We start from the raw sequence: 17246 nt of genomic DNA on the forward strand, positions 1-17246 counted from the left end.
TCGAACTCGGGTTTTGCAAAATCCTCACCTCAGCCCCTCTCCTTGGGGAAAGGAGACTGACCGAGGCGTCTGTTCGAAATACGCCGACCTGAGATATCGAGTCGAACTAGGATTTTGAAAAGCCCACAAATTAGCTCCCTCTCCTTGGGGAGAGGGCTGGGGTGAGGGGTGAATCCACCGCCGAACTCAATGTGAAACCGGCTTAAACCTGCTTCACATTCGCCCGCGCCGTATGCAGCTTTTTATAGCTCTCGATCAAACGCAAATGCCGATCCAGCCCTTCCAGCTTCATGCTCGTCGGCGTCAAACCATAAAACCGCACGCTGCCATTCACCGAACCAATCGCCGCATCCATCCGCTCGTCGCCAAACATCCGGCGGAAGTTGGCTTCGTAGTCTTCCAGCAGCAGGTCTTCATCCAGTTCCATCTCCAACACCACGTTCACTGCTTGATAGAACAAGCCGCGCTCGACGGTGTTGTCGTTGTACTGCAGGAAAGCTTCGACCAGGTCTTTGGCCTGCTCGTACTTCTGCAGCGCGAGACAGATCAGCAGGCGCAGTTCGAGAATGGTCAGCTTGCCCCACGGCGTGTTGTCGTCGAACTCGACGCCGATCAGCGTGGTGATCTCGGTGTAATCGTCCTGCTCGCTGTTTTCCAGGCCTTGGGCGAGGTTGCGCAGGCCGACTTTGCTCAGGTTGTGCAGGTTGAGGATGTCGGCGCGGAACTGCAGTGCTTTGTTGGTGTTGTCCCAGATCAGGTCTTCGACCGGGTAGATCTCCGAGTAATCCGGCACCAGAATCCGGCAGGCCTTGGCGCCGATGTGCTCGTAGACCGCCATGTAGACTTCCTTGCCCATGTCTTCGAGGATGCCGAACAGCGTCGCGGCCTCTTCGGCGTTGGAGTTTTCGCCCTGGCCGGAGAAGTCCCACTCGACGAATTCGAAGTCCGGTTTGGCACTGAAGAAGCGCCACGACACCACACCGCTGGAGTCGATGAAGTGCTCGACGAAGTTGTTCGGCTCGGTGACCGCCTGACCGGAGAAGGTCGGCTGCGGCAGATCGTTGAGGCCTTCGAAACTGCGGCCCTGCAACAACTCGGTGAGGCTGCGTTCCAGCGCCACTTCCAGGCTCGGGTGCGCGCCGAACGAGGCGAACACGCCGCCCGTGCGCGGGTTCATCAGGGTCACGCACATCACCGGGAATTCACCGCCCAGCGACGCATCCTTGACCAGCACCGGGAAGCCCTGCTCTTCCAGGCCTTTGATGCCGGCGAGGATGCTCGGGTATTTCTCCAGCACTGCTTGCGGCACGTCCGGCAGGGCCATTTCGCCTTCGAGGATTTCGCGCTTGACCGCGCGCTCGAAGATCTCCGACAGGCACTGCACCTGCGCTTCGGCGAGCGTGTTGCCGGCGCTCATACCGTTGCTGAGGTAAAGGTTTTCGATCAGGTTGGACGGGAAGTACACGACTTCATTGTCCGACTGGCGCACAAACGGCAGCGAGCAGATGCCACGCTGGGTGTTGCCGGAGTTAGTGTCGAACAGGTTCGAGCCACGCAACTCGCCGTCACGGTTGTAAATCTTCAGGGTGTATTCGTCGAGGATCTCACTCGGCAACTCGTCTTTCGGCCCCGGTTTGAACCATTGTTCGTCCGGATAATGGACGAATTCGGCGTTGGCGATCTCTTCGCCCCAGAACTGGTCGTTGTAGAAGAAGTTGCAGTTCAGGCGCTCGATGAACTCGCCCAGCGCGGAGGCCAGTGCGCCCTCTTTGGTCGCGCCCTTGCCGTTGGTGAAGCACATTGGCGAATGCGCATCGCGGATGTGCAGCGACCAGACGTTGGGCACGATGTTGCGCCACGAGGCGATTTCGATCTTCATGCCCAGGTCGGCCAAAATCCCCGACATGTTGGCGATGGTCTGCTCCAGCGGCAGGTCCTTGCCGGCGATGAAGGTGCCTGCGTCCGAGCCGGCCACCGGCATCAACAGCGCCTGGGCATCGGCGTCGAGGTTCTCGACTTCTTCAATGATGAATTCCGGGCCGGTCTGCACGACCTTCTTCACCGTGCAGCGATCGATGGAACGCAGGATGCCCAAACGATCTTTCTCGGAGATGTCCGCCGGCAACTCGACCTGGATCTTGAAGATCTGGTTGTAGCGGTTTTCCGGGTCGACGATGTTGTTCTGCGACAGACGAATGTTTTCCGTGGGGATGTTGCGCGTGTCGCAGTACAACTTCACAAAGTACGCCGCACACAACGCCGACGATGCCAGAAAGTAGTCGAACGGCCCCGGTGCCGAGCCATCGCCCTTGTAGCGGATGGGCTGATCGGCGATCACCGTGAAGTCGTCGAACTTGGCTTCAAGTCGAAGGTTGTCGAGAAAGTTGACCTTGATTTCCATGCGGGATTACCAGAATACGGCTAAACGAATGGCGGCCATTATCCGGTTTTTGCGCGGGAAGTCTTGCCCTTTCGGGATTGGCCGCTGATCGGCGTCCTGCACTTGGGAAGACAAATCACGCGGGGTTCACTACGCTTTCAGAGCAGTCGCCTAGAACAATCTGAACATTGCGCCCACGCCGTGGTTCTAGATTCAGAAGACAGCGGATCAAGGACGAGCACATGGACCTTTCCAGCTATGCAGCCCCGCTTCCACCGCGCCAGAGCGCCGTCACTCGCCGCCTGGCCTTCGCGGTCGGAGCGCTGTTTGTCAGCGGCGTGATTGCGGCGACCGTGGCCTTGCTCGGCATTGCCGAACGCCTCGACAACGACGAGATCAACAAAACCCGCTTTTACTCGGCTCGCGCGCTGGAAAACCGCATCACTGCCTCGAAAAACTACATCACCAGCTACGCCTACTGGACCACCGCCTACGAGCATTTGAGCGGTCAGGTCGACACCGATTGGGCCTACACCGAGCAGAACCTCGGCAAAACCCTGTTCACCAGTGACGGCTATGACGGCGTGTTCGTGCTCAACCGCGAAGGCACCCGTTACGCGGTGGTGCGCGGGCAAATGGTCGATGCCGAGCTGTCCGCGTTCGTTCAGGTGAGCGCCACGGAGTTACTCGATCAAGTGTTGGGCCAAGGTGATCTGACCAAACCGGTCAGCCGCTACTCACTGTTCGAAGGCTGGCCGGCGCTGGTGTCGGCGGCGGCGATTATTCCCAACGATGAGCGGCCCCTTGGCGATCCGCAGACCTCATCGGTGCTGGTGTTCGTCGACAAACTCACGCCGACCAAGTTGCGTCTGATTGGCAGCGGTTACGGCTTGAACAACCTGACGCTGGCGCCGGACGAGACCATCGACCCGCAGCGCCCTCGGGTGCCGCTGGACAGCACCGGTTACAGCCTGGTCGCTGATCTGGAGCGACCCGGGCAACATTTATTGTGGTCATTGCTGCCGCCACTCGGCGCGACGATTGTGGTGCTGATGCTGCTGACCGCGTACTTCTTCCGTCACGCCTTGCGTTCATCGCAGTACGTCGACCAGAGTTTTGCCGTCATGCAAACCTCCAATCAAGCACTGGAAAACGCCAACCGCGAGCTGGAAGCCAGTGAAGAACGCTTTCGCGCCGTGGCCGAAGCCGCGTCCGACTGGATCTGGGAGGTCGATCGCGCCCTCGCGCTGACCTACCTGTCGGCGCGCTTCAGCGAAGTGACCGGTTACCCGCAAACCCTGTGGCTGGGGCAAGACATCGGCCACCTGTTGAGTTGCGATACCACGCCGCTGGAACTGTGGCTGAGAAACCTCACCGAGGAGAACAGCGCCAGCGATTTACGCTGCACCTACCGTGACCACGCCGGCCAGCAACGCCACTGTCGACTGTCGGCCCGGCCGATTTATCAGCAGCACACAGTCATCGGCTATCGCGGTACCGCCAGCGACATCACCGACGAAGTCGCCGCCCATGCGCAGATCCAGCACCTGTCGATGCACGACGCCCTGACAGGCCTGCCCAATCGCAACAAGCTTGCGCGTTATCTGGATGAAGCGCTGCTGCTCAAGGAGCACGCGCCACCGCTGGCGCTGCTGATGATCGACCTCGATAACTTCAAGCCGATCAACGATTCGCTCGGCCACCCGGCCGGTGACGCCGTGCTGCAGGAAGTCGCCGTGCGCCTGCGTGAGTGCACCCGCGAACACGACATCGTCGCGCGACTGGGCGGCGACGAATTCATCGTGGTGCTTAACGGTATGGACAGTCCGCACGAAATCGACAAATTCTGCACCCGCCTGATCGGCAGCCTGCATCAACCGGTGGTCTTCGAACACCATCCGCTGCACATCGGCGCCAGCATCGGCATCTCGCTCAGTCGCCACCACGGCTATGTGCCCAGCGACCTGATCCGTTACGCCGACATAGCCCTCTATCAAGCCAAATCCGAAGGCAAAAACACTTGGTGTTATTTCGAAGCGCACATGAGCGATCAGATCCAGACGCGCCGGCAAATGGAAGATGACTTGCGTCACGCGCTCACGCACAACGAATTCATCCTGCACTATCAGCCGCGCTACAAGATCGATGGCAAGCACATCGTTTCGGTCGAAGCGTTGGTGCGCTGGCAGCATCCCACCAAGGGATTGCTTGGCCCGGACTTGTTCATCCCGTTGGCAGAGCAGACCGACCTGATCGTCCCGCTCGGGCGCTGGGTACTGCGCGAGGCCTGCGAAACCGCGTTGGGCTGGCCGGAGGACATTCTGCTGTCGGTCAATCTGTCGCCCGCGCAGTTCGCCGTCAGCGATGTGGTCGAGGATGTTCGCGAGGTGCTGGTGCAAAGCCGTTTTCCGGCCAGTCGCCTGGAGCTGGAGATCACCGAAAACGTGATGCTCAACGACACCGACGGCGCGCTGACCACCATGAATGCCCTGAAAGAACTCGGCGTGCGCCTGAACATGGACGACTTCGGCACCGGCTACTCGTCCCTCGGTTACCTGCGCGCCTATCCCTTCGACGGGATCAAGATCGACAAGCGCTTCATCGCCTCGATCAGCAGCGGCACAAATGATCGCGCTGTGGTGCAGGCAATCATCGGGTTAGGCAAAGCCATGGGTCTGACCGTCACCGCCGAAGGGGTCGAGACAGAAGAACAATTGGATATTCTCGGCGTTGATCAATGCAATGAGGTGCAGGGTTACTTCATGAGTCGGCCGATCGACAAAGTCGCGTTTGCGCAATTGCTGCACGACTCCAGGGGCGCACAGCTGAAGGCAAAGAAAGGTCGCGTGACCTGAAGGACTTAACCGTTTGTACGACCCAAATCGGCGGTAAACACATTGCCCGCATCGCGCACTAACTGCCGCCACTCGGCGCTGGTGATCAGCCCCTGCTCCTCCATTTCATCGGCGGCCTTGAGCAGTTCGTCGTACTGCTGTTCCGGGTCCAGACGCATCTGCGCTTGCGTCGCCAGTTTTCGCCATGCCGCCAGTTTTTCTTGTTTGCGCTGATCGAACATCGGGAATGATCTCGTGAAGGACTCCACGGGTAGAAAGAAACGAGATCGCGATGGTTCAGCGCAGTCGACGGATGGACTACTCACTTCTAAGGGGTAGTACTGATCAGCAATGCAGGAAACTCCACCAAACCCTGTGGGAGCGAGCCTGCTCGCGAAAGCGGATTGTCTGCACCGAAAATATTGGCTGACCCACCGCCATCGCTTGCAGGCAAGCTCCCACAGGGTTTGTGCTGATCCGCCATGACGGATGATCACCGAATACTGTGGGAGTGAGCCTGCTCGCGATAGCGGATTGTCTGTGACGGATGTGTTGGCTGACACACCGCTATCGCGAGCAGGCTCACTCCTACAGGGATTTGTGCGGGCCAGCTGTCAGAACTTTGTCGCTACGCGTTTATACGGATAATCCGGATCCCGGTACTTGCCCGGCTTCTGCCGTTTGGGCAACTCGACCTTGTCGCGCTTCACATCCTCATACGGAATGCGGCTGAGCACATCGGTGATGATGTTCAGCCGTGCGCGGCGCTTGTCGTTGGAGTCGGCGACCAGCCACGGCGCGTGTTCGGTGTCAGAGTGTTTGAACATTTCGTCCCGTGCCCGTGAGTAGTCGTACCAGCGGCTGTAGGACTTCAAGTCCATGGGTGTCAGTTTCCAGGTCTTGCGCCCGTCGTTGATTCGCGCCTCAAGCCGGCGGGTCTGCTCTTCGGGGCTGACTTCCAGCCAGTACTTGAGCAGGATCACCCCGGACTGGACGATGGCGTGCTCGACCCACGGAATCGATTTGAGGAATTTGTCGGCCTGCTCGTCGGTGCAGAAGCCCATCACACGCTCAACACCGGCGCGGTTGTACCAACTGCGATCGAAGATCACCACTTCGCCTGCCGCCGGTAGATAAGGCAGATAACGTTGCACGTGCATCTGGCTTTTCTCGCGATCGGTCGGCGCCGGCAACGCCACCACGCGAAAGACACGCGGGCTGACGCGCTCGGTCAGCGCCTTGATGGTCCCGCCCTTGCCTGCGCCGTCGCGTCCTTCGAAAACGATGCAGACCTTGACGCCCTTGGCAATCACCCATTCCTGCAACTTGACCAGTTCGACGTGCAGTTTGCGCAAATGCTCGAGGTAATCCTTGTTTTTCAGTTTCAGACTTTCAGGCGCCGTGGCGGCCTTCTTTTTGCCTTTTGCCATGACCTTGGCCTCTCTCCAATAAATGCAGAAACAGAGTGTTGATTGACGGGATACACCAGACACGTGAGGTTAGTTCATGACGTGCCGTTTGCCATGACCGGGCAAAAAGCAAAATTGCCATGTGTTTCGTTCGTTCTTTCTTGCGTCGCACTGTTCATTGCCCTGCCCTTGTCTGCCTGGAGTTTTCTCGATGCCCGCGTCCAAATCCCTGCCCACTGCCCTGCTCGGCCTGGCTCTAGCCTGCCCGGCGATGGCCGAGACTCAAGGCCTGGAACTGGGGCAAGTGCTGATTTCGGCCGAGGATCGCAACGGCAGTGATGTCTCTGTTGAGGAAGCCAAGGCCCGCCTCGATCAGGTGCCCGGCGGCACCGACGTGGTCGACATGCGTCAGCCGCTGCAGGGCCGCGTGGCAAGCAATCAGGATGTGCTGGCGTATCAACCTGGGGTTTATGCGCAGTCGGCGGGCAACGAAGGCGTGAAAATCTCGGTCCGTGGCTCGGGCATCAACCGCGCGCCGGGCGCCCATGCGTCGGGGCTGTACACCCTGCTCGATGGCCTGCCACTGACCGGCCCGGGCGGCACGCCGTATGAATTGCTCGAGCCGCTGTGGGTCGATCACGTTGAAGTACTGCGCGGCGCCAACGGCTTCGATCGCGGTTCGCTGGCCCTGGGTGGCGCCATCGATTACGTCAGCCACACCGGCTACAACGCACCGAAACTTCAGGTGCGTTATGCCACCGGCAGCCACGGTTATCAGCAGCGTCAGGTCAGTTCCGGGCAGGTGCTCGGCGACTTCGATTACTACGTGTCGCTCACCGATTCCAACGCCGACGGCTATCAGGATCACACCGCCAGCGAAAGCAAAGGCGTGATCGCCAATTTCGGTTATCGCTTCAACCCGAACCTGGAAACGCGCTTCTATATCCGCTACCGCGAGACCGACAACGACCTCGCCGGCCGCGTGACCAAGCACTCCATCGAGCACTCGCCTCGCGCGGCCAATCCGTCCTATGTGGCACGCGATGACAGCCGCAAGCAACCGGGCAGTACTTTCATCGGCAACAAGACCACCTATTACATCGACGACGATTCAAGCATTCAGACCGGCCTCGTCTACCACGACTACCCGATGGACCTGCGCGAAGGCCCGAACCGTTTGAAGGTCGCCTACACCGACGTCAGCGGCACGTTCGACTACAAACGCCGCGACACGATTTTCGGCATGGAAAGCCGCAGCAACGTCGGCCTGCGCGTGACCAAACACCTGCCCAACGACGGCGCCAGTGAGTTTGTGCGCATCCCGACCGGCAACACCGCCAGCTACGTGCCCGGCACTCGCATGCGCAACTTCACCTATCAGGGTTCGGACACCGTTCTGCACTTCGGCAACGACCTGGAAATCGCCGACGACCTCTGGCTGACCACCGGCCTCGCCGCCATCTACACCCGCCGCGAAAGCGCTGTGACCTACCCGCAGAGCGGCGGCAAAACCAGCATGAACGACTGGGATTACGCCCCGCGCCTCGGCCTGCGCTACCAGATCAGCCCGGATCTGCAAGTGTTCGGCAACCTCAGCCGCTCGGTTGAGGCGCCGCATCCGTGGTCGCTGATCTACAGCTCCAACGTGCGCTTTCCGACCGGCAACGGCGCTGCGACCGGCACGCAGAAAGACCCGATCAAACTGCAGAACCAGACCGCGACTACGCTGGAGCTGGGTGGGCGCGGCGACAGTGCCGTCGGCGAATGGAGTCTGGCGTGGTATTACGCGCAGGTGCGGCATGAGCTGCTCTCGGTGTTGCCGGATGCCAATGCCGTCACCCCTTACGAACTCAACGCCAGCCCTACGGTGCACCAAGGCGTTGAAGCCAGCCTCAACAGCAAACTCTGGTCGGCTGATGATGGCCGTCAGTTGAGTTTGCGTCAGGCGTATACCTTCAGTGATTTCCACTATCGCGATGATGATCGTTTTGGTGACAACCGCTTGCCCGGTCTGCCTATGCACTACTACCAAGGCGAATTGCGTTACGACTGGCCGCAGGGGTTCTTTGCGGCGATGAATACGCAACTGGTGTCCAAAGTCGCGGTGGATTACGCCAACAGTTATTACGCCGATCCTTACGCACTGTTTGGCGCGACGCTGGGTTACAACGCGCCGAAGGATGACTGGCAGACGTGGGTGGATATGCGCAACCTGACCAATAAACACTACGCGGCAACGGTCACACCGGGGTATGACGACAAGGGGCTGGATGCGGCGCGGTCGACGCCGGGTGAAGGGATGGGGGTTTATGTCGGGGTTTCGTGGAGTTTGCTCTGACGTCTTCCCCCTGCTGGCGATGGCGGATAGGCTGTGCCGAGGAAGTTGACTGACCCACCGCCATCGCTGGCAAGCCAGCTTTCACAATGATCTGCGCTGTACCGCGATTTTGTGAGCGCCCCGGAAACCTGTGGGAGCGGGCTTGCCCGCGAAGGCGTCAGTCGAACCAGCGTCGATGTAACTGATCGACGCTTTGCTCTGTTTTAGACCGAGTCAGGGATGAACACCATGGATACCCAACCAGAAAACCTGCTGGAAAAAAGCCTCAAACTGGCCGCCGACGAACCGGCACATCGTCCCGAGTTTTTCAACACCCTGTTGAATTCAAACGTTTACATTCTCGGCACCGCCGGTGAGGCAGACGGCCACGTCAATCTCGAAGCCGGCAGCAACATCAGCATCGCCCATTGGCAAAAACCGGACGGCACACCGGTCATCCCGTTTTTCTCGTCACTGCAAACACTGCAACAGTCCATCGACAGCGAGCAGACCTACCTCGAGATACCCGCCCGATCGTTGTTCGAAATCACACTGGGCGCCCTGCTCTGTCTGAATCCCAAGTCGCCGTACGGCAAAGAGTTTTTCCCGCAGGAAGTGCACAATTTGCTCGCCGATGCCGTTGGCCAGACCGCCACGCAACGCACGGTCGAGAAAGAAACCAACGTGTTGCTCGGCCAGCCCGCCGAATACCCATCCCAAATGATCCATTCGCTCGCGCAATTGCTAGCCAAACATTCCAATGTGAAGCGCGCGTTTCTGGCATTGATGCATGACACCTCGCAAGATGAAAAACCGCACTTGATCGTGGGTATCGAGGCGGACGGCGATATTGAGCGGGTTATGCGTGAGGCGGGCAATGTTGCCGGAGATACCGCGCCGCAGGGCGAGCCGGTTGATTTGTGCCGGGTGTCCCAAGGTGAAGCTGGCCTGAGTGATTACTTTCTCAGGGAGACCACGCCGTTCTATGAGCGCAAGTGGGGCAATAAACTGCGTTCTTTTCTGGGGTTTGGTAAAGCGTAATTGAACGTACACCGGGACCTTGGCTTCTCGACGAGACGACGTTTGAACCGGCACGCAACCCTCTACAATGCCCACCAAGTCAGGAAATGAATGAACTTCACCGATGAAATGGCGGCCGCTTTCCCTGCGGGCAATCCAATGCCCGCACGCCTTCGCCAAGCACTTGAGTTGTTGGAAGAACATGGCTGCGTGCGCAGTCACCGCGATGGCACGCGCTATATGACGCTGCATCCTGACCCTGCACACAGCGATGTGGCGACAACCGCTTTTTACCTGCCAGTACCTGCCGACACCGCCCGCTGGACTAACAGCAATGATCCTGACGTAAACCAGCGCCTGACCCTGTTCCTCAGAACCGGTGGGGACGGCTCCGGGGCCGGGCTGTGGCTGGACGACAGCGGGCAACAGCGATTCGTCCATCTGGGATCAGGTTCAGGGTCAACGATGCTTTGCGTCCTGACCGACACGATTGAAGACTTGTTGAGGCTGTTGGCTATCGGTTACGACGAGCTCTGCTGGCCGGAGCAGTTTCAACTGACCCCGGATGAAGTACGCGAAAAAGAATGCGCCGGAGACGATTACCCTCCACCGCCTCTTCTGTTGCGAAGCCACGTCGAGCGAACGCTCGGGCTGGGCATACCGGCGCGAGCAGCGGATCTGGTCGGCGGTACAGAGTGCATGGATGTGAGCGAATCGAACGACCCCTTCTGGAACTGGCTCAAGCAGGTCAGTCGGCATTAATGGCGACACTGCTCGATCACTTCCACTCCAAACCAGTACTCGCCCCTCCCAAGGAAGGCATGTTGTGAATGACGTTAAACCCGACAATCGAAACACCCTGAATCGCGCTTGGCCGCTGTTTTTGCTGCTGGCATCGACAGCTCTGCTTAACACGGGCTGCTCCCATCCCCCGCCACCGATCGAACGCGACCCATGCCTGGATGAAGGCCCACTCCACAGTGCCGCTTACGATGACTGCGTGGTTGACCGTAATGACGAACGCGCTGCTGCACTCAATGCCATTCTTGGCAATGGCCCAGATCTTTACCCGCAAATGCGCCTAGCCGAGCCGGGCGAGGAAACTTTTCAGGAGTCCGACTATCCGGACACCCCCAGCCCCATGAGTTACCAGACTGCTCGCTCAATTTCCGCGACGGAGCAGCAGGCGCTACCGTTCAAGATGAAAGTCCGCTGGAATTACACCTCCAGGAAACTCCTGCCGAGACCTCGTGATCTTGTACGCATGAATGAGATGGAGGCCCTTTTACTGTCGGCCGCGGTGGATGACGGGCTCGCGAAGTGGGTGTGCACGGTCACTGGAGAACACCGTCGGGAGTGGATCTTCTACGCCCGAAGTGACACTGATTTCATGAACCAAATGCAGGCGCTGCTGGCACCGAGCGGACCTTATCCTGTCGAATGGAGCGGTCGTAAAGAGCCTGCGCGCAATGCCGAGAGGGCCAATAGTGCCGACCCGTCCGGAGAAATCCGCATTACCCCGAAACGGTGTTTGGAGTGAGAGACAGGGACACTTGTGGCGCTCTCTGCACTTACAGATCATTAAAGGAAAAATGCTCATGGGCATGAAAAAAATTATGCTGGCTGTATTGGCCGCAGCGGCGCTGGCGGGTTGTGGGGGTAACAAGGACAAGGCGCAGGCGTTCGTCGAGTCCAGTGGCATGACCAAGCAATACACCAGCATGGTCGAGACCGCGTCCAGCGGTTATGCCTCCCGCTACCCGATGCTCGAACACGAGCAAATTCGCAACGTCGTGCGAGAGAACATCGATCCTGACGACCTGAAGGGCATGGTCGTGGAAATCTATGCCAATCACTTCAACAGCGATGAGCTTGACCTGCTGACTCGCGCCAACCAGCATCCCGAGCAAGCGATGACGATCATCCTGAGTTCGAAAAAGGGCCGCGATCTGGCCGAAAAATTCATGGCCGTCCAGAGCACCCTCGCTAAAGATATGCGAGATGCAATGGCCGACAGCGATGAGGCGATCATCGATGCGCTGGATGATTTGAAGGATCAAGCGCAGGGTTAAAACGGCGCTATGGGCACTCGCCGCTTCGCGGGCTTGCCCGCGAAGTCGGAAACTCATTCAGCCTCGCAACCACTGAAGTGGCGCTGAATGAGCGGCGTGCCCCCTCACCCGCGTTTCGGCAGCTTCCAGTTCGGGCGAATGAAATGGCAGGTGTAGCCATTCGGAATACGCTCAAGGTAATCCTGATGCTCCGGCTCTGCTTCCCAGAACGGCCCCGCCGGTTCGATTTCGGTCACCACGCGGCCCGGCCATAGTTTTGACGCATCAACATCGGCAGCGGTGTCCTCGGCGATATCACGTTGCGCTTCGCTGAGGTAATAAATCGCCGAGCGATAGCTGCGACCGAGGTCGTTGCCCTGACGGTTGGCCGTGCTCGGGTCGTGAATCTGGAAAAAGAATTCAAGGATCTGCCGATAGCTGATCACCGCAGGATCGAAGGTGATCTCGATGGCTTCAGCGTGGTCGCCATGGTTGCGATAGGTAGCGTTCGGCACATCGCCGCCGGTGTAACCGACGCGAGTCTGCAACACACCGGGATAGCGCCGCAGCAGATCCTGCATGCCCCAGAAGCAGCCGCCAGCGAGGATGGCGGTTTCGGTTTGAGTGGTCATGGCGTGTCGTTCCTCTTCGGGGTGTTGGGTATAGCGATGGTTATGAGGGCGGGTTGGCGGATTCCAAGGGGCTGAGCCAATAGAACGACATCAAGCACCTGCAGCGGAATAAAAAACGCTCGCAATCAGCGAGCGTTTTTCGAGCCTGGCCACAAGGTCGGACTCACTTACAAACCTACTTGCTTCAAGCCATTACGCATGCCTTGATCCGCCTGTTCGCACCACTGCTTGAGACTGAGCGTCGGCGGCAGGTTACCCTCGAGCTTTTGGTATTCACCGTTCATAAACATCTCACCCTTGCGTCCCTGAGCTTCGATTTTGTCGCCGTCACTTTTGTCCACTGGCCCAGGCATGCCCTTAATATAGTCGCTCATCTTCTTGGCGTTCTCAGTACTGTCAGCTTTCAAGAATCCCTTGTCGACGCAGTGGTTGATCAAACCAGCCGAGTTGCGCCCCATGTCGTAGGCATTTTTCAGCGCTGCAGGATCCATCTCTTCCGCATGGGCAAGACTGGCGGTGCCCAGGGCTGCGGTCATGGCGAAGATCAAAGCGGTGTATTTCATGTTTAGTCCTTTAAGGTTTACAGCGGGGGTATTGATTGAATCCAGAATGTTTGATGCCTAGCTGATCACGGCGCCTTTCGGCCCGCTCGCAATCAGCGCAGCGCCGCAGGCGGTTTTCATACCGTCGAGGGCGATGGGCGTACCGTCGACGGTGTAGGTGCTGCTGCCCTCGGCGATCGGGAATATGCCTTTGCACAATGGGCAACTAACCTTGTGACCGACACCGGCAATCGGCTTGCCGTTGAGGTCGGTCTGAGAGCCTGCAAATCTCGCAAGGCGAATTAATCGGCGTTGTGACTGCATGGAAAGACCCGCTTAAAAGGCTAGAAATGGTGTCCACTTAAATTAGGTGGACACCATCGCCTTTGGCGTCGGGGTCAGGAAGGTGAGTTGGCCGGACGGTTACCCTCCGCCTACTAGGTAGGCGTCTCTACTGTCGGACCAATCCATACTCGAAATCCAACCAGTCTTTAGCTTTTCCCTCAGCAAGCAGGTCTATCGCCTCATCGAAGGAAACCTCCGCAGGAATGTTGATGGAAAAGAATTTCTTACTCATTCCTTCCCACTTGCAACCTATATTGACTAGGGAGTCCAGCACGGGCGAGATGTGAGGTACTCCTTCAGCAAAGAAAATTATACGAATGGCGCTGTTACCACTGCTCGTGACGACCTTATCGAAAAGGTGCTCACCGTCTGCACCGGCGATGATAGCAACCTCATCATGAAGACAAGCATCTCTCGAATAAAACGGTATGTTCTTCACAATGAATGTGTCGGATGCCGTTTTTTCGCCCCAAACGCTTTCGCTCGAGACAGGAGGGTAATCGTCTTCGACGATCAAGTTAAAAAATACCTTTTCCATTTCAGGTCCTTAAGGAGTGAGTATTAATAGGGACAGACTACGATTATTAAACTCCAGCTCACGGCCTGTCTCCATGCCCCCTTAGGGCTTACTCAATCAATGAGCTAGTAGTGGTAAAGAAGCCAATGACAGGCACTCCCCTAGACGAGATGACTCAATATCTGAGTGCTGCAGACAAGCATCCTCATATGCAGTATTTTCCCCATCAGCAATATCAGACAAATATCTGTCGATTGCGAAAAAATCACAATCTGAGGGAATATCCACTGTAAACAGCGACATTTCCTGACTAACTGAGCACGAGGCACCTAACTGATGAAGATGAGCGATTATTTTTCTTTTCTCTTCAGTATCAGTGGCAAAAACTCTGACAGTCGAATGGCCACCCTGTTTTGCGACACGCACAGCTATCATCTCATCGCCACTGGACTTTACCTGCACGGAATCTCCCTTACTCACGCCATAAACGTAATAGGGAGTATTGTCTAAGATATAGGTGCCATCACCGGCATAGATGCCCCAGATCGACTCAGCAGATACAGGAGGATAATCATCCTCGTCAGGCGTTAACTCAAAGACAATCTTGTGAAAGGTACCTTTCATTCTATACGCTCAGGGTGATAAGCCGACTAGACTTTATTAGGCAAACCACGTTTAAAAACCTTCAGAAACGTAGTCTGTCCCAGAGCAGTTAACGTGCGTTTAGAAAACAACCGCCGCTGAATACTCACCGCAGTGTATGAACCAGCTAACAGTCCCTCCTTCAGGCAGTCAACTCTGCTGTCATAAACCGGGGACTGGCCTACAGTCTGCAAGGCGACGGCAACCATTTCCTCAGGAGCATGCACCACCAGTTCGTCCTTCTCACAAATATTTATCTGGGACGGACTGGGACGCAACTCCGCACTTTCCTTCACGGCAGCTCCCGAAAAATTCACTACACCTACTGGTTCTACTGCCGAAAATAATCCACATTCTTATTCCAGTCATTCCCCTCTAACTATCCAACCACCAATTGAGCAGCGTTTCGTCTTCTGCATCATCGATATTTTTGTAGATGTTCGCGTAGTACCACTGAACCCCGGTCTGTTCATAGAAGGCGTTAAAAAATTTCGCAACTCTATCCATTCCATTTTCCGCAGGAATTGCTAATGACAAATTCCCCCTATATACGCCGTCCAAGGTACCGTTGAGCTCGTTTGCAACATCCGCTTCAAGCACCTCCAGCCGCTCTGGCGAAATGTGTTTGGAGTAGATGTGGATACAAAAATTGCCCCCCCTCTTCAAAACCTCGGCGTGTGTCTGAGGATTTTCTAACGAAATTATATCTCCTCGTGCCAGATTCAAAGCCAGCCCCGGGGAAGACAGAAGCTCATATGTATGTTCGTCAATTTTGCGAGCCGGTAGCTGTTCAAATACTGGACCTTTTGAGTTTTTTCCGGCATACACACGGATGAGTTCTGCTGATTGATCATCGACCATAGGGTGCTCCACAGCTTCCACGTTCAACACACGACATGCCTTCTTTGACATAACCACTACTACCAGCACTCAGATTACACGAAGCGCCTTCAAGGGCGATGTTAACCATCGCAAGGTTACCACCTTTGGAGGTCGGGACATTGGTGTGCCCCAAATGCATATCTTTAGGGTTTTTCGAACTACCGCCACATCGCCAACATACATAGTCATCCGAGCCGCTTTCCTCCAATAGTTCCTCTCGGCATGCTTCTTGGCCCCGGCGATATTAATAGGGACAGACTACGATTAATAAACTCCAGCTCACGGCCTGTATCCATGCCCCCCTAGGGCTTACTCAATCAATGAGCTAGTAGTGGTAAAGAAGCCAATGACAGGCACTCCCCTAGACGAGATGACTCAATATCTGAGTGCTGCAGACAAGCATCCTCATATGCAGTATTTTCCCCATCAGCAATATCAGACAAATATCTGTCGATTGCGAAAAAATCACAATCTGAGGGAATATCCACTGTAAACAGCGACACTTCCTGACTAACTGAGCACGAGGCACCTAACTGATGAAGATGAGCGATTATTTTTCTTTTCTCTTCAGTATCACTGGCAAAAACTCTGACAGTCGAATGGCCACCCTGTTTTGCGACACGCACAGCTATCATCTCATCGCCACTGGACTTTACCTGCACGGAATCTCCCTTACTCACGCCATAAACGTAATAGGGAGTATTGTCTAAGATATAGGTGCCATCACCGGCATAGATGCCCCAGATCGACTCAGCAGATACAGGAGGATAATCATCCTCGTCAGGCGTTAACTCAAAGACAATCTTGTGAAAGGTACCTTTCATTCTATACGCTCAGGGTGATAAGCCGACTAGACTTTATTAGGCAAACCACGTTTAAAAACCTTCAGAAACGTGGTCTGTCCCAGAGCAGTTTTCATCAACTCGTGCACAGGTGATTTTCTTCAGAGACCGGTTCAGGGCTAAATCGCATGACGACGCTCCCATTTCTCACTGCTAGCGCGCCAAACGCTAACCCCATCAATTTTTGGTTCATCACGCTCTCCGATCACGGTGTATCGATAACGTTGTTTCAGCCCTTTTTTTCTGACTGCCTGAATATTCGTTACCTTATCTAGCTGTTCTTCGGTATCAGTCAAAATGGTCTGTTCATACTCCGGAGGCTGTCCAGTACCTAATGTATCGAGCCTTGCTGATCCAAGGGCAATTAAAGCTTTCACACTCAGATTTTCAGAGAATATCGCTTCCAACCTTGATTTTGCTGCTTCATTCGCCTTAGTCCGATACCCCGAATCCGTCTTATATGCGTCGCATCGCTTCTCGGCATGAAATCCCACCTCCCACTCATGCATCTGCGAAAGAAAATTTTGTAATCGCTCACTAGGTAACATAAAACGATCCTATCAACAATCGCACGAACAAGGGTTCTGGAATAGCCGACTTTCAGTATCCCCGTCAACTCTCGCCTGGTACAAAACAGAATGGGGTCGAGTGGCACCTTCATCGTACTGAGGGTGACACGTACTATTACGTTACTACCGCCTTTAACAGCGTCGGCAATATCTCCCTCAAAGTCACGGAACTCACCACGGTTAACACTAGGGGCTTGAGGAAAAATGTTCCCCTTACCACCGCTTCCACCCAATCGATTTCTGATGGCATGGCCAGCGTCGTCC

Annotated in this window: 17 protein-coding genes and 1 pseudogene; 6 read left to right on the forward strand and 12 right to left on the reverse strand. The window is 56.3% G+C overall.

Going from position 1 to position 17246, the window contains the following annotated elements:
- Positions 1-202: 202 nt before the first annotated feature.
- Positions 203-2401 carry an OsmC domain/YcaO domain-containing protein gene (locus VY732_RS16645; protein WP_331691201.1) on the reverse strand — a complete coding sequence of 733 codons (2199 nt, stop codon included), beginning with the start codon at positions 2399-2401 and terminating at the stop codon, positions 203-205.
- 221 nt (positions 2402-2622) lie between these two features.
- On the opposite strand from VY732_RS16645, the gene VY732_RS16650 reads away from it, so the two are divergent.
- A complete protein-coding gene (locus VY732_RS16650) occupies positions 2623-5235 on the forward strand; it encodes a bifunctional diguanylate cyclase/phosphodiesterase (RefSeq protein ID WP_331691202.1) in 2613 nt (870 codons plus the stop codon).
- A 5-nt stretch (positions 5236-5240) separates the two neighbouring features.
- Here the strand turns inward: VY732_RS16650 and VY732_RS16655 are convergent, their stop codons facing one another.
- Entirely contained in the window at positions 5241-5456 is a 216-nt protein-coding gene (locus tag VY732_RS16655) for a hypothetical protein (RefSeq protein ID WP_077572612.1), read from the reverse strand.
- Positions 5457-5828: 372 nt separating this feature from the next.
- Entirely contained in the window at positions 5829-6644 is an 816-nt protein-coding gene (gene ppk2, locus VY732_RS16660; RefSeq protein WP_077572611.1) for a polyphosphate kinase 2, read from the reverse strand.
- Between the two features lie 190 nt (positions 6645-6834).
- Between ppk2 and VY732_RS16665 the strand changes: the two genes are divergently transcribed.
- From VY732_RS16665 to VY732_RS16685, 5 genes are all read left to right on the forward strand, one after another.
- On the forward strand, positions 6835-8961 hold the full coding sequence (locus VY732_RS16665; RefSeq protein WP_331691203.1) for a TonB-dependent receptor family protein: 2127 nt from the start codon (positions 6835-6837) through the stop codon (positions 8959-8961).
- Between the two features lie 228 nt (positions 8962-9189).
- On the forward strand, positions 9190-9981 hold the full coding sequence (sseB, locus tag VY732_RS16670; RefSeq protein WP_331691204.1) for an enhanced serine sensitivity protein SseB: 792 nt from the start codon (positions 9190-9192) through the stop codon (positions 9979-9981).
- A 90-nt stretch (positions 9982-10071) separates the two neighbouring features.
- A complete protein-coding gene (locus VY732_RS16675) occupies positions 10072-10722 on the forward strand; it encodes a hypothetical protein (protein WP_077572608.1) in 651 nt (216 codons plus the stop codon).
- Between the two features lie 64 nt (positions 10723-10786).
- Complete coding sequence (locus VY732_RS16680) at positions 10787-11500, forward strand: DUF695 domain-containing protein (protein WP_249122233.1); 714 nt, start codon at positions 10787-10789, stop codon at positions 11498-11500.
- 64 nt (positions 11501-11564) lie between these two features.
- Complete coding sequence (locus tag VY732_RS16685; protein ID WP_254846356.1) at positions 11565-12032, forward strand: hypothetical protein; 468 nt, start codon at positions 11565-11567, stop codon at positions 12030-12032.
- 104 nt (positions 12033-12136) lie between these two features.
- Here the strand turns inward: VY732_RS16685 and msrA are convergent, their stop codons facing one another.
- The 9 genes and pseudogenes from msrA to VY732_RS16730 all read right to left on the reverse strand — a co-directional run.
- Positions 12137-12643 carry a peptide-methionine (S)-S-oxide reductase MsrA gene (msrA, locus tag VY732_RS16690; protein ID WP_258709771.1) on the reverse strand — a complete coding sequence of 169 codons (507 nt, stop codon included), beginning with the start codon at positions 12641-12643 and terminating at the stop codon, positions 12137-12139.
- Positions 12644-12810: 167 nt separating this feature from the next.
- Positions 12811-13206, reverse strand: coding sequence for a hypothetical protein (locus tag VY732_RS16695; RefSeq protein ID WP_331691205.1), 396 nt, complete (start codon positions 13204-13206; stop codon positions 12811-12813).
- Between the two features lie 57 nt (positions 13207-13263).
- The gene (locus VY732_RS16700; protein ID WP_331691206.1) at positions 13264-13509 is read right to left on the reverse strand and encodes a PAAR domain-containing protein; all 246 of its coding nucleotides are present in this window, start codon (positions 13507-13509) and stop codon (positions 13264-13266) included.
- A 127-nt stretch (positions 13510-13636) separates the two neighbouring features.
- Positions 13637-14068, reverse strand: coding sequence for a DUF4265 domain-containing protein (locus VY732_RS16705; protein ID WP_331691207.1), 432 nt, complete (start codon positions 14066-14068; stop codon positions 13637-13639).
- Positions 14069-14164: 96 nt separating this feature from the next.
- Entirely contained in the window at positions 14165-14671 is a 507-nt protein-coding gene (locus tag VY732_RS16710) for a DUF4265 domain-containing protein (protein ID WP_331691208.1), read from the reverse strand.
- A gap of 393 nt (positions 14672-15064) precedes the next feature.
- Positions 15065-15550, reverse strand: a complete 486-nt coding sequence (locus VY732_RS16715; RefSeq protein ID WP_331691209.1) for a DUF4265 domain-containing protein — start codon at positions 15548-15550, stop codon at positions 15065-15067.
- Between the two features lie 338 nt (positions 15551-15888).
- On the reverse strand, positions 15889-16395 hold the full coding sequence (locus VY732_RS16720; RefSeq protein WP_331691210.1) for a DUF4265 domain-containing protein: 507 nt from the start codon (positions 16393-16395) through the stop codon (positions 15889-15891).
- Positions 16396-16532: 137 nt separating this feature from the next.
- A complete protein-coding gene (locus tag VY732_RS16725) occupies positions 16533-16961 on the reverse strand; it encodes an NTF2 fold immunity protein (RefSeq protein WP_331691211.1) in 429 nt (142 codons plus the stop codon).
- Between the two features lie 179 nt (positions 16962-17140).
- Positions 17141-17215: pseudogene (locus VY732_RS16730) on the reverse strand (RHS repeat-associated core domain-containing protein); the annotation flags it as partial.
- Between the last annotated feature and the right edge of the window lie 31 nt (positions 17216-17246).

The organism is Pseudomonas sp. ZY71 (assembly GCF_036542145.1).
GTDB lineage: Bacteria > Pseudomonadota > Gammaproteobacteria > Pseudomonadales > Pseudomonadaceae > Aquipseudomonas > Aquipseudomonas koreensis_A.